This is a genomic window from Trinickia sp. LjRoot230 (assembly GCF_964253315.1).
Lineage (GTDB): Bacteria > Pseudomonadota > Gammaproteobacteria > Burkholderiales > Burkholderiaceae > Trinickia.
Genome location: NZ_CAXUQX020000001.1, coordinates 2846955 through 2863146, shown reverse-complemented (window position 1 = coordinate 2863146; position 16192 = coordinate 2846955). Strand labels below are relative to the sequence as shown.

The following is a 16192-nucleotide window of genomic DNA, read 5'->3' as shown; positions in this document are numbered from 1 at the left end:
CGCTCTAGGCGGCCACGTCGACGAGATCGTTGACGTGCGTGGCGATCCGCTCGCCGGGGACGCCGTAAAGGTGAAGCGAGACGGCCGGCCCCGCTGCGGTATTGGATAGCCGGTGAATGGCGGTGCGGCCCGCGCGCACGTACGAGACGGCGCCGGGCTCGCGCGCGTGTGTACGAACCGGCAACGCGCATGCGTGCGCGTCGCTCCATTCATAGAGCGTTTCCGTCAGCACCCCGTCGACCACCGCATAGCCGCACCACGTGCGATGACCGTGCACGGGGCTCGTCTGCCCCGGGCGCCAGACCAGCGACACGAGCGCATAGCGGCCGCGCGGGTCGGCCGCGATCAAATGGCGGCAGTAGCTGTCGTGCGCGCCTTCGCGCTGTGCCGGGCCGAGCAGCTCAGGGTTCGCGGCTGCTTGCACGAGCGCCGCTCGCACGCGCCGGGCGAACTCGGCTTGTTGGGCGGTTTGATCCCGACTGACGCCGGCAACGGCTTCATACGCGGCATCCAGCGCGTCGGTGAACTGTCTGATGGCGTCGGCCGTGGGCGTAGGCCTTGCAAGCCGGGCGTCGGCATCGGCATCGGTTGTGAAGCGTCGCTCGAGCGGCGCATGCACGGACTTGAAGAGGCTCGATTCGGGATTTGACTGCATGACCAAAATGGGCGTGGGGCCGTGACGTCGGAGCCTTCATTTGTATCAGGTTGCGCCGAAAAAGAGCTTGCAAAGATTTGCGCGAATGCCGCCTGGCGTGCAAAAAATTTCTAACGGCGCGGCCGCGACTGCGTATTGGCATCGGGGCAGACGGCTAAAGCGCGTAAAATGCGACCTTCGCCACACCATCCGGAGCCCTGCGCGGCTTCGCAAACTGCCCGCACCATGAACGATCCTCGCAAGAAGTCGAACCCCACTACGCGCGTCGCCGTGGTGATCGTCGTCGCCATGCTGATCGTGATTGGAACGCTTGTCTATAACGCCATCAAGGGCAAGCGGGAATACGACGAGCAAGCCGGCGCGATCAACCCGAGCCGTTCGGCCGCGGCCGTGGCCGCGTCAGCGGCTTCGCACTAACAACCGCAATGCTGTTGTCGTAAGCCTCGGAATGATGCAAGCGGCGCAACTACTGTGGCAGATGGATCGCCCCGGCGTCTTTGTTGATCAGAAACGACGCGGCCAACAACTGTTTGCACTGGTGCACCAGCAGCTTCATCTCCTGCACGAATTCAACTGAACGCGCGTCCGAACGTTCGATCTCGACCACCATCGCGTCGAGTTCGCGCGTGAGTTGCTTTGTCGTTTCCGTTTGCTCGGCGGGCGGCGGCTCGCCGGCCTGCGCGCGGGTCAGGTTCGCGCGCACCGTTGACAACGCGCGCTGCAGCGGCTGCATCCCTTCGATCCCCTGTTCGGCGACGCTGCGCATGAGCGGCGCCGCCACCGCGATTTGCGCAGCCAGCACATGGCTTTGCACCAGCAGGTCGTTTAATTCCGGCACAAACTTTTGTTGCGATTTCGGTTCGATCATCATGCGCCGGAATGCTTGCCCCAAATTGGCGAATGCGACGTGGACGTCCTTGCGGGCCAGCCGATAACGGAAATCGCGGTCGGCAGCCGTGCCGGCTTCGGGCGCAGTGGCCACGGCCGGGCCTGCGTTTGCCGCCGCGGCGGCCGGGTTGCTGCCCCACCACCATGCGGTATCGAGATACTGGCGGGAGGTCGAGAGCATCTCGGTGACGAGCTTGCCGATGGCCCGATATTCCCAGTACGGAAAGAGCCGGCTTGCCCCAATGCCGAGCGCACAGCCAATGATGGTATCGATGGCGCGCTCGCCGATGATATGCAGGCTGCCCGGTGCCAGCAGATGAAAAAGCAGCAGCACGTATGACGACGTGAAAACGACGCTCGCGCCGTAATTGAACAGCAGCAGGCTGTAGCTCATGACCATCGACGCGAACATGATGGCCAGCAGCAGATGCGGCGAATGGACCGTCAGAATCAGCGCGATGCTGAGCGCACAGCCGATCGCCGTGCCGACGATACGCTGCGTGTTGCGTTGCTTCGTCAGCGAGTAGCCGGGCTTCATGATGATCAGCGTCGTCATCACGATCCAGTATGCGTTCGTCAGCGGCAACAGGCGCCCGAGCCAGAAGCCGACCGCCACCGCTACCGTCACGCGCGACGCGTGGCGAAAGCTCGGAGACGCTATCGTCAAATTCGAAAAAATTTGGCGCAGCGGCACCTGCCGGTTCGAGAGAAAGCGGGTGAGGCTGGCGTCGGGGCGAACTTCAGCATGCACGGCTGGCGCCTCGTCGGCCAGGCTTTTCTTCATTTTGTCGATGAGCCGAATGCCGCTCCAGATGCGTCGGAACGAAGCCGATGCCGCGGCGTACGCTTCGGCCTGCGTCTGCGGCAGCGCTTGCCTGCGCATCAATTCGAGCTCGTATTCGATGGCGCGCAGCTCCGCTTTCACGTTCACGCGCGAGTCGGCGCGCCGGTCCTGCAGCACGGCAAGGCCGATCGCTTCGAGGTTGCGCGCCGCTTTGCGGATCAGGTCGCGGTAGAACATCATCACATCGGCGTTGCCGAACGTGCGCCGCAGCAGCGGGTAGTCGGTATGCGCACCGACGAACAGTTCGTGCAGATCGACTGAATTGATGAACAGGTTGAAAAGCATCACGCGGCGCGCTTCGAGCTTGTTGCGCCGCAGTTTGCGCAGGTTGCGCAAGACGATGGCCCGCGCGGCGTCTTGCATTTCGACGGCGGCAATTTGCTTTTCGACGAGCGTGCGATAGCAGGCGTCGAGATCGGCATCGACATCGTAAAAATCCGCTCGTGCGAGCAGATACTCGGCGCACGCAAAGACGCTCTCGGCCAGCGCCTGTTTTTCGACACGGTACGCCTGCCATTGCAGCAACAGCGTGGCCCAGTAGGTGTACCAAAGGCCGCCGGCGAGAATCCACGCGGCGTTTTGCAGTGCTTGCAGCGGCGCGAGCTGGTCTTCGAGCGTGACGACCATCATGAAAAGCGTGGCAAAGCCGATTTGCGGCCAGCGGTTGCCATACACGACGGCCAGCGACAGCACGAACGTCAGCGTGACCACGGTGGCCCACAGCGCCAACACATTGAACGTCGCCAGGCCCGTGGCCAGCGCCGATAACGCGCCGAGCACGCTGCAAATCAGCATCTCCTTGTGTTTGTACTTGAGCGGCCCCGGCATATCGACGACACAGGCGCCGAGCGCGCCGGTCGCAATCGTGAAGCCCAAATCGGCCTTGTGAAAGACGATTAGGCAGAGCACGGCCGGCAGCGATACGCCGATCGCCATGCGCATGCCACCGAAGAAATATTGGCTGTAGAGAAACTTCTTGATTTCTATCGAATAGCGCATCGATGTTGAGGCTGTCAGCCGGGACGGGCCGGTTAGCGGGGTGCGGCGTCGAGTCTAACGTATTTGTCCTTGCCGCCGTCGTCAAACAGGGCGCCGCGCGTTGCGGCGCGCGGGCACGGCCGGGCACGTTTGTTATGCTGGCGGTTTTCGCCGAACGCGCTTGGCCGACAAGCGCGACGCCGCCATCGAGCCTCATGCTTCAGCTCCTTTATTCGAACCGCCACGAGACGCTCGTCGACGCCATGTGCGACGACCTGTCGGCCATGCCTGCCGACCCTTGGTCGAGCGAGGAGATCGTCGTGCCGAGCGCTGCGGTGCGGCGGCACATCGAACTCGAACTGGCGCGGCGGCGAGGAATTTGCGCGAATGTCAATTTCGCTTATCTGGCGCAATGGCTGTGGGCGCAGATCGGCGGCGTGCTTGCCGTGCCGGCGCATTCCCCGCTCGCGCTCGAACGCTTGCAGTGGCGCTGCTATCGTCTCTTTGGCGAGCCCGATGGGGATGGCGCTGCACGGGAAATGGCCAACGCGTGGCGCGCGTCGCCTCGGCTGGCGAGCTATCTGGCGGCAGCGGACGCGCCGATGCGCTACGAGCTGGCCCGGCGCGTGGCGACGCTTTTCGATCACTATCTGGCTTACCGGCCCGAGTGGCTGCGTCGCTGGCAGCAAGGGCAATCGATTTTCGACACCGCCGGGGCCGACGGCTCCGCTCTCGCGCCACCGGTGCTGCGCGAGGACGAGCACTGGCAGGCCGTGCTGTGGCGCGCGGTGCTGGCCGAGTTGGCAGGCTCCAATGACCCGCATGCGCTAGCCGATGCGACACCGCCCGCGCACCGGTTTCTCGATGTCGTGCGCACGCTCGATCTCGATGCCGTGATGCGCGCGCGTTGGCCTGCGTCGGTCAGTGTGTTCGCGCTGCCGACCATCGCGCCGCTTCACATCGCCCTGTTGCGCGAGCTTTCGCGCTGGATCGACGTGCGCCTTTACGTGATGAATCCGTGTCGCCAATTCTGGTTCGACATCGTAAGCGAAGGGACGGCGCTCGCGCTCGATGCGGCCGGTACGCTCGACTTCCATGAGGTCGGTCATCCGCTGCTTGCGGACTGGGGGCGTCAGACGCAGGCGCAGCTCCATTTGCTGCACGAACTGACGGAGGGTGCCGCCTCGGCCGAGGCCACGCGCTACCTCGAAAATCCGGGTTCGACCTGGCTCGCGAAGCTGCAAAACGCGATGCTCGATCTCGAGCCGGAAAAGGCGGCGATGCCGAGCGCGCTCGATCAACGGGCGCTGGCCGACACGCTCGGTATCGAAGTGCACGTTTGCCATAGCCTTTCTCGTCAACTGGAGGTATTGCATGATCGGCTGCTCGGCTGGCTCGACGCGCACGCGCGTGCGCACGGCGACGGCGGCGGTGGGGTGCACGCGCCGCTGACACCGTCGGATGTGCTCGTCGTCTGCCCGGACTTGGCCACGGCCGCACCGCTGATCGATGCCGTATTCGGTACGATGCCGAGTGATGATCGTCGCCGCATTCCGTACCGTGTGACGGGCTTACCGGCGTCGCAGGCCAACCCGATTGCGCGTGTGCTGCTCGAATGGCTCGCGCTGGCCGATCGCAGCGTGGGCGCGCCGGAGCTTGTCGAGTGGCTGCGCGTGGACGCCATCGCGGCGCGTTATGGCATCGACGCGGCCGCGCTCGACACCGCGCAAAGCTGGCTCGCGGCGGCTGGCGCTCGCCGGGGGCTCGCACCACGGGTGCCAGCGAATGATGCGGATCATGCAAACGAAGCGGGCGAAGCCGAGCAGGCGGTGCCGCTGGCTCGCAACACGTTTTCTGATGCGCTGACGCGGCTTTTCCTTGGCTACGCGATGCCTGACGACAGCGAGCCTGTCGATGCGTGGCTGCCGGTGGCCGGCCCGCTCGGCGCCGAAGGCGAGCTGCTGGGACGCCTCGCGCGGTTTATCGACGATCTCGAAAATTTCGTCGCGCGTCTCGGCGAGACGCTGACCTGCGAAGCGTGGACGGTGCTGCTCGGCGACGCGCTGCAGCGCTTTTTCGACGCAGGGCCGGCGTTTGCCGATGCGGTCTCGAACGTGCGCGACACGCTCGATGCGATGCTCGATGCGATGCGTGAGAGCGTCGGTGCGGCCGAGGTGCCGGCCGACGTGCTGCGCGCGGCGCTGGCGGCGGCGTTCGACGACAGCGCGAAAGGCGGCGTGCCGTGGGGCGGCGTGACGTTCTCCTCGCTGACGAGCTTGAGGGGCTTGCCGTATCGCGTCATCTGTCTGATCGGCATGGACGACGGCGCACTGCCCACGCTTGCGCGCGCCGACGAGTTCGATTTGATGAGCGCGCGACCGATGCTCGGCGACCGCCAGCGGCGCGCCGACGAGCGCAACCTCTTTCTCGATTTGCTGCTGGCGGCGCGCGAGCGCTTCGTCATCGCTTACACGGGGCGCAGCATCCGCGACAACGCGCCGTTGCCGCCAGCCGCGCTCGTCGACGAGTTGCTCGACCATCTTGCCCGTGCTTCGGCCGGGCCGGACGCCAGCCCGGCCGAAGTGGAGTCGGCGCGGCGGGCGTTCATCGTCGAACATCCGCTGCAGCCGTTCTCGGGCGCCTACTTCGAACCTTCGACGAGACTTTTCACCTACGATGCCGAGCGCGCGCAACTGGCCGAGCGGCTGGCAGCGGACGAAACACAGGTGCCTAGGCCGTTTTTCAGAGAACCGCTGCCGCCCGAACCGCCTGCACCGATTGCGTTTGCCGACTTTGCGCGTTTTTGGCGGCATCCGGCTCGCGAGCTTTTGCGCGAGCGGCTTGGCGTCGTGCTTGACGGCGCGGCAGGCGAGTTGATCGACACCGAGCCGTTCGAGCTCGACTACGCGGCGCGCGATGCACTGGCCGCGCGTTTGCTGCCGCGTCTCGTGGCTGAAGGCGGTGCAGCCGCGGCCAGCGCCGCGCGTATCGCGCAGGCGAGTCCCGAGCTGCCGATAGGGGCAACCGGCGATGTGCTCAAGCGCCACGAGGTCGCCGCGCTGACGCGCTTGGCCGACGAGGTGCGCGCCGATCTCGCGCTCGGCGCGACGCGTCTGTCATTCGCATTGCCGCTTGCGCCGCGCTGGCCCGACACAGGCGGCGTGGCGCTCTTCGGCGAATATGACGCGGCGCTTGCGCGCGCGCTGGCCGATGCGCCGTCGCTCGAGTTGCATGGCTCGCTCGCCAATGTCACGCCGAACGGGCTCGTGCTTTATCGCTATGCGCGGCCGGGCGCGCGCGACTACTTGAGCGCGTGGCTCGCCCATCTCGTTTATTGCGCGGCGCAGCCCGACGGTGCGCGGCACACGGTCTGGCACGGCGGCGGCGAACGTTTTGCCTTTGCGCCCGTGGCGGCACCGCACGAGGCGCTTGCGCCGCTCGTTGCGCTTTTCATTGCGGGGCGCCGTCTTCCGTTGCGGTTTTTTCCGAAGAGCGCATGGGCGAAGATGAACGGCAGCGACGCCGACGCACTCGGCGTCTGGATCAGCGAGCGCGTGCGCGGCGAAGCGGAGGACCCGGCACTCGAGATTGCCTGGCGCGGCGCGAGCCTCGCGCTCGACGAGCCGTTTGCCGTGCTTGCCCGCATCGTGTTTGGTCCGCTGCTGCAGCATCTCGAAGCGGGGCCGGCATGAGCGAAACGCATGCCTTCGACCGCACCGCGTTGCCGGCGTCCGACGAACTCGACGTCTTCACGTGTGCCCTCGGCGGCGTCAACCAGATCGAAGCGTCAGCGGGCACTGGCAAGACCTGGAATATTTGTGCGCTTTACGTGCGTCTTCTGCTCGAACGCGATCTGCGCGCCGACCAGATACTCGTTGTGACGTTCACGAAAGCGGCGACGGCTGAGCTGCACGAGCGGATCCGCACGCGTCTCGCCGAACTGGCGCGTGCGATCGAAACCGGCGACGACGGTGGTGACCCGTTCGTCGCGCGGCTGTCCGAAACGGTATTGGCGCAGGCAGATGAAGCAACGCTTGCGCTGGCCGCCAAACGCATCCGGCGCGCGTTGTCGACGTTCGATCAGGCGGCGATCCACACGATTCACGCGTTTTGCCAGCGGGCGTTGCAAGAGGCACCTTTCGCCGCGGCGATGCCGTTCGCATTCGCGATGGAAGCAGACGATGCCAGTCTGCGATTCCAGCTCGCAGCCGATTTTTGGCGCACGCGCGTCGAGCCGCTCGCGGCTGCGGACCCGGCCTTTGCGGCCTGGCTGGTGGCGCATGCGGCGGGCCCTGCGGCGCTCGATGCGGAGCTTGCGCGTCGGCTCAAGAAGCCGCTCGCGCTGCTGCGCTGGGGGGCCGGCGGGGCTGGCATGCCGCCGATGCGAACGCTGGCCGGGCCGGCGGGGCTGACCGAACTGGTGGGCGACGCCGACGCGCGCCAGCGCTTTCGTGAAGCCTGTGCGCTTTGGCACGAGGAACGCGAGCGGATCGCGCAATTGCTCGACGACGCGCAGGCAGGCCTTAACCGAACGACGCACAAGCCCGAGGCTGTCGCCGCGGCGCTCGCCGCCTGGCGTCGCTATTTTGCGGAGGACGATTGCCACGCGCCGCCGCCGCGCGCAGCGCTGAAGCTGACGGCCGCGGCGCTCGCGAAGGCCACGAAGGCGAAGTTTGTGCCGCCTGCTCATCCTTTTTTCACGCTGGCCGGAATGCTCGCGGCCGCGAGCGATGCGGCCGAGGCGGCGAATCGCTCGCGCTGGCTTGCGGTGCTCGCGCGTTGGCTGGACGAGGGGCCGGCGACGCTCGCGGCCGCCAAGCGTGCGCGTCGCATCGCGTCGTTCGACGATTTGCTATCGAACCTGTATGGCGCACTCGTCGCGCATCCATGGCTCGCACAAGTGCTGCGCGCGCGTTATCCGGCTGCGTTGATCGACGAATTCCAGGATACCGACCCGCTGCAGTTTGCAATCTTCGAGCGGATTTTCGCGCGCAGCGGAAGTGGAAGCGGGAACGACGGCGAGCCGGGGCCACTTTTTCTCGTCGGTGATCCGAAGCAGGCCATCTACAGTTTTCGCGCGGCCGATCTGCATACCTATCTGGCCGCGCGCCATGCCGCAAACGCGCGCTATACATTGGCGGTCAATCAGCGTTCGACGGGCGCGCTGGTCGAGGCGTGCAATCGCATATTTAGCGCGAACCCGCGGGCTTTCGTGCTCGATGGGCTCGACTATTTGCCCGTGCGCGCCGGCACGCGCGAACGGCCGCCGTTCATCGATGAATCGACGTCGACATCGACATCGACGTCGACAGACAATCCCGGCGACTTTCGCATGTGGATGCTGCCTTCGGGCGAAGGTGTCCTTGCCAAACGCGACGCTCAACGGCAGGCGGCCGAAGCGTGTGCCGCCGAAATCGCGCGGCTTTTGCGCGGCGCGCGTGATGGCGCCGTCAGGCTCGCCGAGACACCGCTCGCGCCTGCCGACATCGCTGTGCTCGTGCGCACGCACAGGCAGGGCAGCCTCATCAAACGTGTACTGGCCGCCTGGGGCGTGGGCAGCGTCGAGCTTGCGCAGGCGTCGGTGTTCGCGACACGCGATGCCGAGCAGCTCGAACGCGTGCTGGTGGCCATCGACACGCCTGGCGATCTGCGCCGTTTGCGTGCAGCGTTGGCAGCGGATTGGTTCGGCTTCGATGCGGCGGCGCTAGCACGCTTGGAGGCTCTTGCGGACGCGCAAGGCACGAGCCATTCGGATCCAGCGGACCGTTCGGACGACGCCACGGCCTGGGTCGAGCGCTTTTCGCGCTATCGCGCGCTGTGGCACGAACGCGGGTTCGCGGCCATGTGGCGCACGCTGATGCGCGAGCTTGGCGTGGGTTTGCGCTTGATCGTGGGCGCACAGGGCGAGCGACGGCTGACCGACGTCAATCACTTGGCCGAACTCGTCGCCTCGCGCACCGCGCTTTATCCCGGCATTGCGCCGACGCTGCGCTGGCTCGCGGCGCAACGCGAGCAAGGCGGCGACGACGAGGCGCAGTTGCGGCTCGAGTCCGATCGCGATCTCGTGCAGATCGTCACCGTGCACAAGGCGAAGGGGCTCGAGTATGCCGTCGTCTTCTGTCCGTTCTTGAACGACGGTGCGCGCCAGCCGAGCGCCAGCGCCGCGCTGCCTCGCGCGTGCGAGTACCACGAGGCACAAGACGGCGGCGCGGTGGCGGTGCTGCATTACGGCTGCGAGGGCGAGGATGCCGAGCGAGCCGAGCGCGAAGCGTTGCGCGAGGAGGCGGCCGAGCGCGCACGGCTTGTCTATGTCGCGCTTACGCGCGCGGTGCACCGCTGCTATGTCGTGGCCGGCCCTTATTTGTCGTCGCGCTCGACCAAGGAGTCGCGCCGCAGCGTGCTGAACTGGCTGGTGGCTGGCGACGGCGAATTCGGTGCCTGGTATGACGAGCCGCCCGACGACGCCGTGCTGATGAAGCGATGGCGCTCGCTTGCTGTCGCTCCGCTGTCGTTCGAGCCGCTGCCGGCGCCGGGACGGCGCATGCCGCTCGAGCGCGAGCGGCGGCAGGGCAGCGGGCTCGCCGCGCGCACGGCTCGTCGCGGGCTGAGCGAAACGTGGCGTATCGCGAGTTTCAGCTCGCTTGCGTCGGCAGCGTTGCGCAGGGCGCAAGCGCTCGTCGAAGACGAACCGCGGCCGGACCACGATGCGCTGGCTGCGCTGTCGGCGCAGACATCGGAAACGCCGGGCGTGCCGGAGGCGCCGCCACGGATTGACGTCGCTGACGACGACATCCTCGGTTTTCCGCGCGGGGCGGCGGCTGGCGAGTGTTTGCATCGGCTGTTGGAACTGGCCGACTTCACGGCCCCGGCCACGTGGCCGCAGGCGATTACGCGTGCGCGCGCCGAGCGGCCGGTGCCGGGCGATGCGGATACGGCCCGTCGAATGCCGGCGATGATGGCGCGGATGCTGGCGGACGTTACGGCCACCGAGCTGGCGCCGGGTTTCACGCTGAGCGCGGTCGATCCGCAGCGCAAGCTTGTCGAGTGGCCGTTTCTTTTCGCTGCGCCGTCGCTTGATTTGCCGGCGTTGCGGCGGCTGCTCGTGCGCGAAGGATATGCGGATGTCGCGCTCGATCCAGGCACGCTGAGCGGGTTCGTGAAAGGATTTGTCGACATGCTCATCGAACATGATGGCCGCTATTGGATCATCGATTGGAAATCGAACCATCTCGGCATGCAGGCGGGCGATTACCACGCAGCCTCGCTCGATGCTGCCATGACGGCGCACGCTTACCATCTGCAGGCGCTGCTTTATACGGTTGCGCTGCATCGCTACTTGCGCACGCGCAAGCGTGGTTATGACTACGACGCCCACATGGGTGGTTACCTCTACGTATTCCTGCGTGGCGTTCGTCCGGATTGGCGCGACGGCGACGGCCCCGCGGGCGTTCACCGACGGAGGCCGGCGCGCGCGTTGGTGCAAGCGCTCGACGAGTTGATTGGAGCGGTATGAAACAGCTGAGCGCAATCTCGAACGCGACGCCCTCTAACGATTTCGCGACCGTGCTCGCCGAGGGTTTCGCTCGCCGCATCGGCATGCTGGCCGAGCAGCTCGGTGCCAATTCGACTTGCGTCAGCTGGGCGCGCCGCGCCGCGTTCGCCGCGAGCCGCGCGACGAACGCAGGCCATGTATGCGTGCCGATCGCGCGACTCGCGCATCGCTACGGTGCGGAGCCGACATCGGTGCGCAGGGCGCTTGCGGCAAGCGGCGTGGTCTCCGACGGCAGCGAGCATGCGGCGGCGTTGCGGCCGCTCGTCGTCGACACCGCCGGGCGGCTCTATCTCGCGCGATATTTCGACTACGAGCGCCGGCTCGCGGCCGCCATCGTCGCCCATGCTTCGCACGCGAGCGTTGGCGTCGGGGCCGACGTCGGCATCGACGAAACCGCGCTCGACGCGCGCCTGATGCGCTATTTCGGCCCGCCGCCGGCCGATGCCATCGACTGGCAGCGCGCGGCCGCGGCGCTCGCGCTCGCGGGCCGGCTGACCATCGTGAGCGGCGGTCCGGGCACGGGCAAAACGACAACGGTCGTGGGTATGCTCGCTTGTCTCGTCGATGCCGATCCGACGCTCTCGATTGCACTGGCTGCTCCGACGGGCAAGGCAGCGCAGCGCATGCAAGAGGCGCTGGCGGCGCGCGCGGCCGCACTGCCGCCCGATATCGCGGCACGGCTGCCTACGCGCGCGCTGACCCTGCATCGGCTGCTCGGCGCGGGGCAGGGCGGCCGGATGCGCTATCACCGTGACAACCCGCTGCCGTTCGATGTGCTCGTCATCGATGAAGCGTCGATGATCGACGTCGCGATGGCGGCTCAGTTGTTCGACGCACTCGCGCCCGAGACGAGGCTCGTGATGCTCGGCGACAAAGACCAGCTTGCCGCCGTCGAAGCGGGAGCGGTATTTGCCGAATTGAGCGCCGTGCCTGCTTTCAGCGCGCGGGGCATCGCGCGGATCGCCCGGGCGGCTGGCGTCTCCGATGCGCAGGTGGCGAGCGCGTTGCCTGATGCGTCGACCCGCGGCACATTGATGCCCGGGGACGGCGCGCTATTCGATACACCGTTCGACGACGATGCGTTTCTGTCGAGCGCGACCGAGATCGAACGCGAGTGGACGATGCAGGAGGACGCATCGCTGTCTGCTTCGCTCGCCACTGCCCCGGTGTTAGAAAGCATGACGGCTGAGCAGCCGATCGAAGAACGTGACGCGGTGCACGCAGCTGCGCTGGTCGATTGCGTCGTTTGGCTCGAACGTAACTATCGGTTTGGGCTCGAATCGCCGATCGGCCGCTTGTCGCTTGCCATCCGGGGCGCCGATATCGACGCGGCGCTGGCCGCGCTTACCGTGACGCACGACGAAGCGGCCGACTATGCGGCAACGACAGCCGGTGCATGGCTCGACGAAGACATAGGGCCGGCCCTTGGCGCGCGCACGGTCGAGCGTCTTGCTCAAGGGTTCGCGCACTACGGCGCACTGCTCGAAGCGGCTTTGATGCAGCCACTGCCCGATCCGCAGCCGCTCTTCGAGGCGCTCAATGCCTACCGGATACTGTGCGCGACACGAGTTGGGGCGCGCGGCGCCGATACGCTCAACGGGCTGATGGCAGCGCATGTGCGGCACGCTGCACATGTGCCGCTCGCGCCCGGCGCGACCTGGTTCCCTGGCCGCCCGGTCATGATTGCGCGCAATGACTATGCGCTTGGACTCTTCAACGGGGATGTTGGCATCGCGTTACCAGGCGCCGGAGGGGCACTGCGCGTCTATTTTCGGACCGCTGAGGGGGGCGTGCGCGCCGTGGCGCCTGCCGCACTGCCGCCGCACGACACGGCGTTCGCGCTGACGGTGCACAAGTCGCAGGGCTCCGAATTCGACGCGGCCGCGCTGGTGCTGCCGGCGTCAGCCAGCCGCGTGATGTCGCGCGAGCTGGTCTATACAGCCGTCACGCGGGCTCGCGCCGCCGTGCGGATCGTGGGTGCGCGCGCCGTGCTCGCCGATGCGATCTCGGCGCCGACGCGCCGCGATTCGGGCCTCGCCGCGCGCATGCAGGCGGCGTTTGCGGCCGCGCGCGATGGATGACGCCCGTGGCCCGACTTATGCCACACTGACAGCGAAGTGAGCGGCGTTTGCTGCGTTTTGTCTGTGTCGGGTATCGCATCGCCCTGTATCGCCCTGTATCGCCCTGTATCACCGTTATCGTTTGCCATGACTATTCGCCATACTGTGTCCCCTGCCGAAGTCGAGCTCACGGCCGTGCGCGCCCAAGGCGCCGGTGGCCAGAACGTCAACAAGGTGTCGAGCGCGATCCACCTTCGTTTCGACATTCGTGCGTCGTCGCTGCCCGAGCCGATCAAGCTGCGCCTGCTCGCGCTGTCGGATCATCGCGTGACGCGTGACGGCATCGTCGTCATCAAAGCGCAGGAGTATCGGACGCAGGAGATGAACCGCGCGGCGGCGCTTGCGCGATTGAACGAACTCGTTGCGAGCGTGTGCATGACACGGCGCGCGCGAATTCCGACGAAGCCCACGCGCGCATCGAAGATGCGACGGCTCGACAGCAAGGCGCATCGCGCCGACATCAAAGCGGCGCGCTCGCGCGTGGCCGATTGAGCGTGGGCAGCGAAGCACTCAGTCGATCCGTTCGCCGTCGTCGGGGTGTGGCACGTCGAGTATGAAATCAACGCAAAAGACGTGCAATTGCGAGCCGGCTTCGACGGCGACGGCGGCCGTGTAGCAATCCTTGCCCTCGGTCAACGAATAGTGTGGACCCATGAGCGCCACCCGTCCTGGTGCGGCCACCGCTTGCTTGAAGTAAGCGCGGCGTGACCAATTGCTGTGCGTATCGGGGAACAGCGGCGAGAGCCGTTCGGCTTCGGTGGCGGTATCGGCCGCAATCGAATGCTGATGCTGATTGCCTTCGGCATCGACGACAAACACGCGGCGCGCAAACGGTCTTGCCAACGTCGGCTGCGCCGCCATCGCGAGATCGCCCGTTGCCCGAAAGATTCGCGCGCCGGCCAGCACCGCCTCTTCGAACTCGCTGAAGTCGACCGGCAGACCGGGCGTGCCGCTCGCGCGTGTGCGATACCGTGCCCACATCGCATCGATCAGCGCGGGAGCGGCCGCGGCCGCCGTGCGCGGCGACGCATGCGGCTGGCCCAACCAGAAGCCTTGCACGAAGTCCACGTCGGCTTGCATCAGCATCAACAGCTCGTCATCGGTTTCAACCCCTTCGCCGAGGACCATGGTGCCGGCTTGATGCAGCATCGTCACGAGTTGCGTCGCGAATTGATGGTCGGCGCCCGGTATCGCCATGCGCGCCACCAGCGAGCGGTCGAGTTTGACGATGTCGGGCCGCACGCGCCAGATGCGATCGAAGTTCGAAAAACCGGTGCCGAAGTCATCGATCGCGATCAGCAGTTCCCGCTCGCGCAGTGCCGCGACTGTGCGTTCAAAGAGCGCCTCGTCGGTCGCGGGCTCCTCGAGCAGTTCGATGACCACGCGCCGGTGCGGCAGCTCGAAATGGGCGCACAGCTCGTCGATGAACGTGCCATAGGGCCAGCCGCTGCGAAAAAGGCGCGGCAACGCGTTGACGAAGAGCCAGCCCTGGTCGAGCCCGGCCTGCGCGAAATTGGCGAAATGCACGCAACGCGTGAGCCGTTCGAGTGCGAGCGCAATGTTTTTGCCCGGCGCACTGGCGAACAGGGTATGCGGGTGAATCGGTTGCCCGATGCTGTCCGTGGCGCGCAAGAGCGCCTCATAGCCGACCACGCGCTTATGCGTAATCGACACCACGGGCTGAAACGCGCTGCGCAGCGTGACGCCTTGATAGTCGATGTACCAGCCTGTGTCATCGAGCTTCAAGTGGGGGAGGATGTCGGAGAGCGTCAGTTCGCGTTTCGATGCCATGGCCAGCGCGCGTTCGGCGCGAAAGAGCGTGGCCGAACCGGCCCGGCGGCGCGCGAGGCGCGGGAAAGGGTCGGAAGCGTCACGCGTGTCACGCGCCGGCAGTCGAGCCGGGTGAGGTGAACCAGAAAACCGACCATGCCGGACTGTGCCCATATGAGGAAAAGCCAGTGTAACAAACGAACGCATTAACGATGAGGTCAGCGTAAGTCCGTCGGCGTCGCGGGCTATGTTCGATCGGGTACGGTGGGTGGAAAGTCGTTGTGCTTCCGGCGGCGTTCGGTGTAGGCCGCCGAACATTGGCGGCCGTTCTCAGCGCGTATTGGCGGGTCTTGGCAGGGCTTGGCGCGTATCCACTTGTATCGGGGCTATGTCGACGCTTGTCAGGTCTGTTCGGCCCGCCGGCCGAAGCCGGGCAACCGCTTGACGGCGCCGGTGGCAAGCGCCGTACCGACCAGCACGATCGCGCAGCCAAGCAGCATCGGCGTCGAGACCTGCTCCCCGAGAAACAGCGCGCCCCACAGAATGCCGAAAACCGGAATGACGAACGTAACCGACATGGCGCGCGCAGGGCCGGCGACATTGAGCAGATGAAAATAGATGAAGTAGGCGACGCCCGTGCAGGCCACGCCGAGGCTCAGCACTGCGCCCCACGCGCTGGCCGACACATAATGGGCGGGCCAGTAGGCAAGCGCGAACGGAATGAGCGCGATGCTCGATCCGAGCATGCTGCCCGTGGCGACTGTCAACGCATCGACGCCGTTTAACCGCTGCTTCGTGTAGCTCGCTGCAATACCGTAGAGCAACGCCGCGCCCATTGCCGCAGCGGCGGCGAGTACGGTTGCCGCCGGTGCCGGCGCGCTCGCGCCGTGTGCCGACGCAACTTGGTCCCATACCAGCGTCACCACGCCGGCAAAGCCGATGGCCATTCCCAGCGTGCGCAGCCACGTGAGGCGGTCGCGCAGCCAGAGGTAAGCGACGAGTGCGCCCCACAGCGGGGTCGTCGCGTTGATGACCGAGGTCGTGCCGGCCGACAGCGTCAGTTCAGCGAACGCGAAAAGACAAAACGGCACCGCCGAGTTGAGTGCACCGACGATGAAAAGCGGCACGGCCTGTGCGCGCAGCGTTGCGAGCGCCTCGCGCGGCGCGCCGCGCGCGAACATCATTGCCACGAGGAACAGCGCGCCGATCGACACGCGCAGCGCCATCAGCGGCGTCACGCCGAATTCCGCGACGCCGACGCGAATAAATAGAAACGACGCGCCCCAAAGGGCAGCGAGTACGATGAGTTGGATTAGATGACGGGTTTTCATCGATAGAGAAGACGCTTGTGGCGTACGCGTTCACACAGAAGTTGCGCATGGTAC

Annotated in this window: 9 protein-coding genes; 5 read left to right on the top strand and 4 right to left on the bottom strand. The window is 66.3% G+C overall.

All coding sequences use genetic code 11. The features are described 5' to 3' along the window. Window positions 1–4: 4 nt before the first annotated feature. On the bottom strand, window positions 5–655 hold the full coding sequence (locus tag ACSQ20_RS12990; RefSeq protein ID WP_436020536.1) for a cysteine dioxygenase: 651 nt from the start codon (window positions 653–655) through the stop codon (window positions 5–7). A 225-nt stretch (window positions 656–880) separates the two neighbouring features. Here ACSQ20_RS12990 and ACSQ20_RS12985 point away from each other — a divergent pair, with 225 nt between their 5' ends. Next, window positions 881–1072, top strand: coding sequence for a hypothetical protein (locus ACSQ20_RS12985; RefSeq protein WP_436020534.1), 192 nt, complete (start codon window positions 881–883; stop codon window positions 1070–1072). A gap of 49 nt (window positions 1073–1121) precedes the next feature. Here the strand turns inward: ACSQ20_RS12985 and ACSQ20_RS12980 are convergent, their stop codons facing one another. Then, entirely contained in the window at window positions 1122–3386 is a 2265-nt protein-coding gene (locus tag ACSQ20_RS12980; protein ID WP_436020532.1) for an FUSC family protein, read from the bottom strand. Window positions 3387–3580: 194 nt separating this feature from the next. Here ACSQ20_RS12980 and recC point away from each other — a divergent pair, with 194 nt between their 5' ends. From recC to arfB, 4 genes are all read left to right on the top strand, one after another. Continuing rightward, on the top strand, window positions 3581–7057 hold the full coding sequence (recC, locus tag ACSQ20_RS12975) for an exodeoxyribonuclease V subunit gamma (protein WP_436020530.1): 3477 nt from the start codon (window positions 3581–3583) through the stop codon (window positions 7055–7057). Then, window positions 7054–10878, top strand: coding sequence for an exodeoxyribonuclease V subunit beta (gene recB / locus ACSQ20_RS12970; protein ID WP_436020528.1), 3825 nt, complete (start codon window positions 7054–7056; stop codon window positions 10876–10878). Before recC ends, recB begins: the two co-directional genes overlap by 4 nt. Then, on the top strand, window positions 10875–12998 hold the full coding sequence (locus ACSQ20_RS12965; RefSeq protein WP_436020526.1) for an AAA family ATPase: 2124 nt from the start codon (window positions 10875–10877) through the stop codon (window positions 12996–12998). The genes recB and ACSQ20_RS12965 overlap by 4 nt, the downstream gene beginning before the upstream one ends. A gap of 126 nt (window positions 12999–13124) precedes the next feature. Then, the gene (arfB, locus tag ACSQ20_RS12960) at window positions 13125–13529 is read left to right on the top strand and encodes an alternative ribosome rescue aminoacyl-tRNA hydrolase ArfB (protein ID WP_436020524.1); all 405 of its coding nucleotides are present in this window, start codon (window positions 13125–13127) and stop codon (window positions 13527–13529) included. Window positions 13530–13547: 18 nt separating this feature from the next. On the opposite strand, the gene ACSQ20_RS12955 is transcribed toward arfB, so the two are convergent. After that, a complete protein-coding gene (locus ACSQ20_RS12955; protein ID WP_436020522.1) occupies window positions 13548–14828 on the bottom strand; it encodes a sensor domain-containing phosphodiesterase in 1281 nt (426 codons plus the stop codon). 380 nt (window positions 14829–15208) lie between these two features. After that, on the bottom strand, window positions 15209–16138 hold the full coding sequence (locus ACSQ20_RS12950) for a DMT family transporter (protein ID WP_436020520.1): 930 nt from the start codon (window positions 16136–16138) through the stop codon (window positions 15209–15211). Between the last annotated feature and the right edge of the window lie 54 nt (window positions 16139–16192).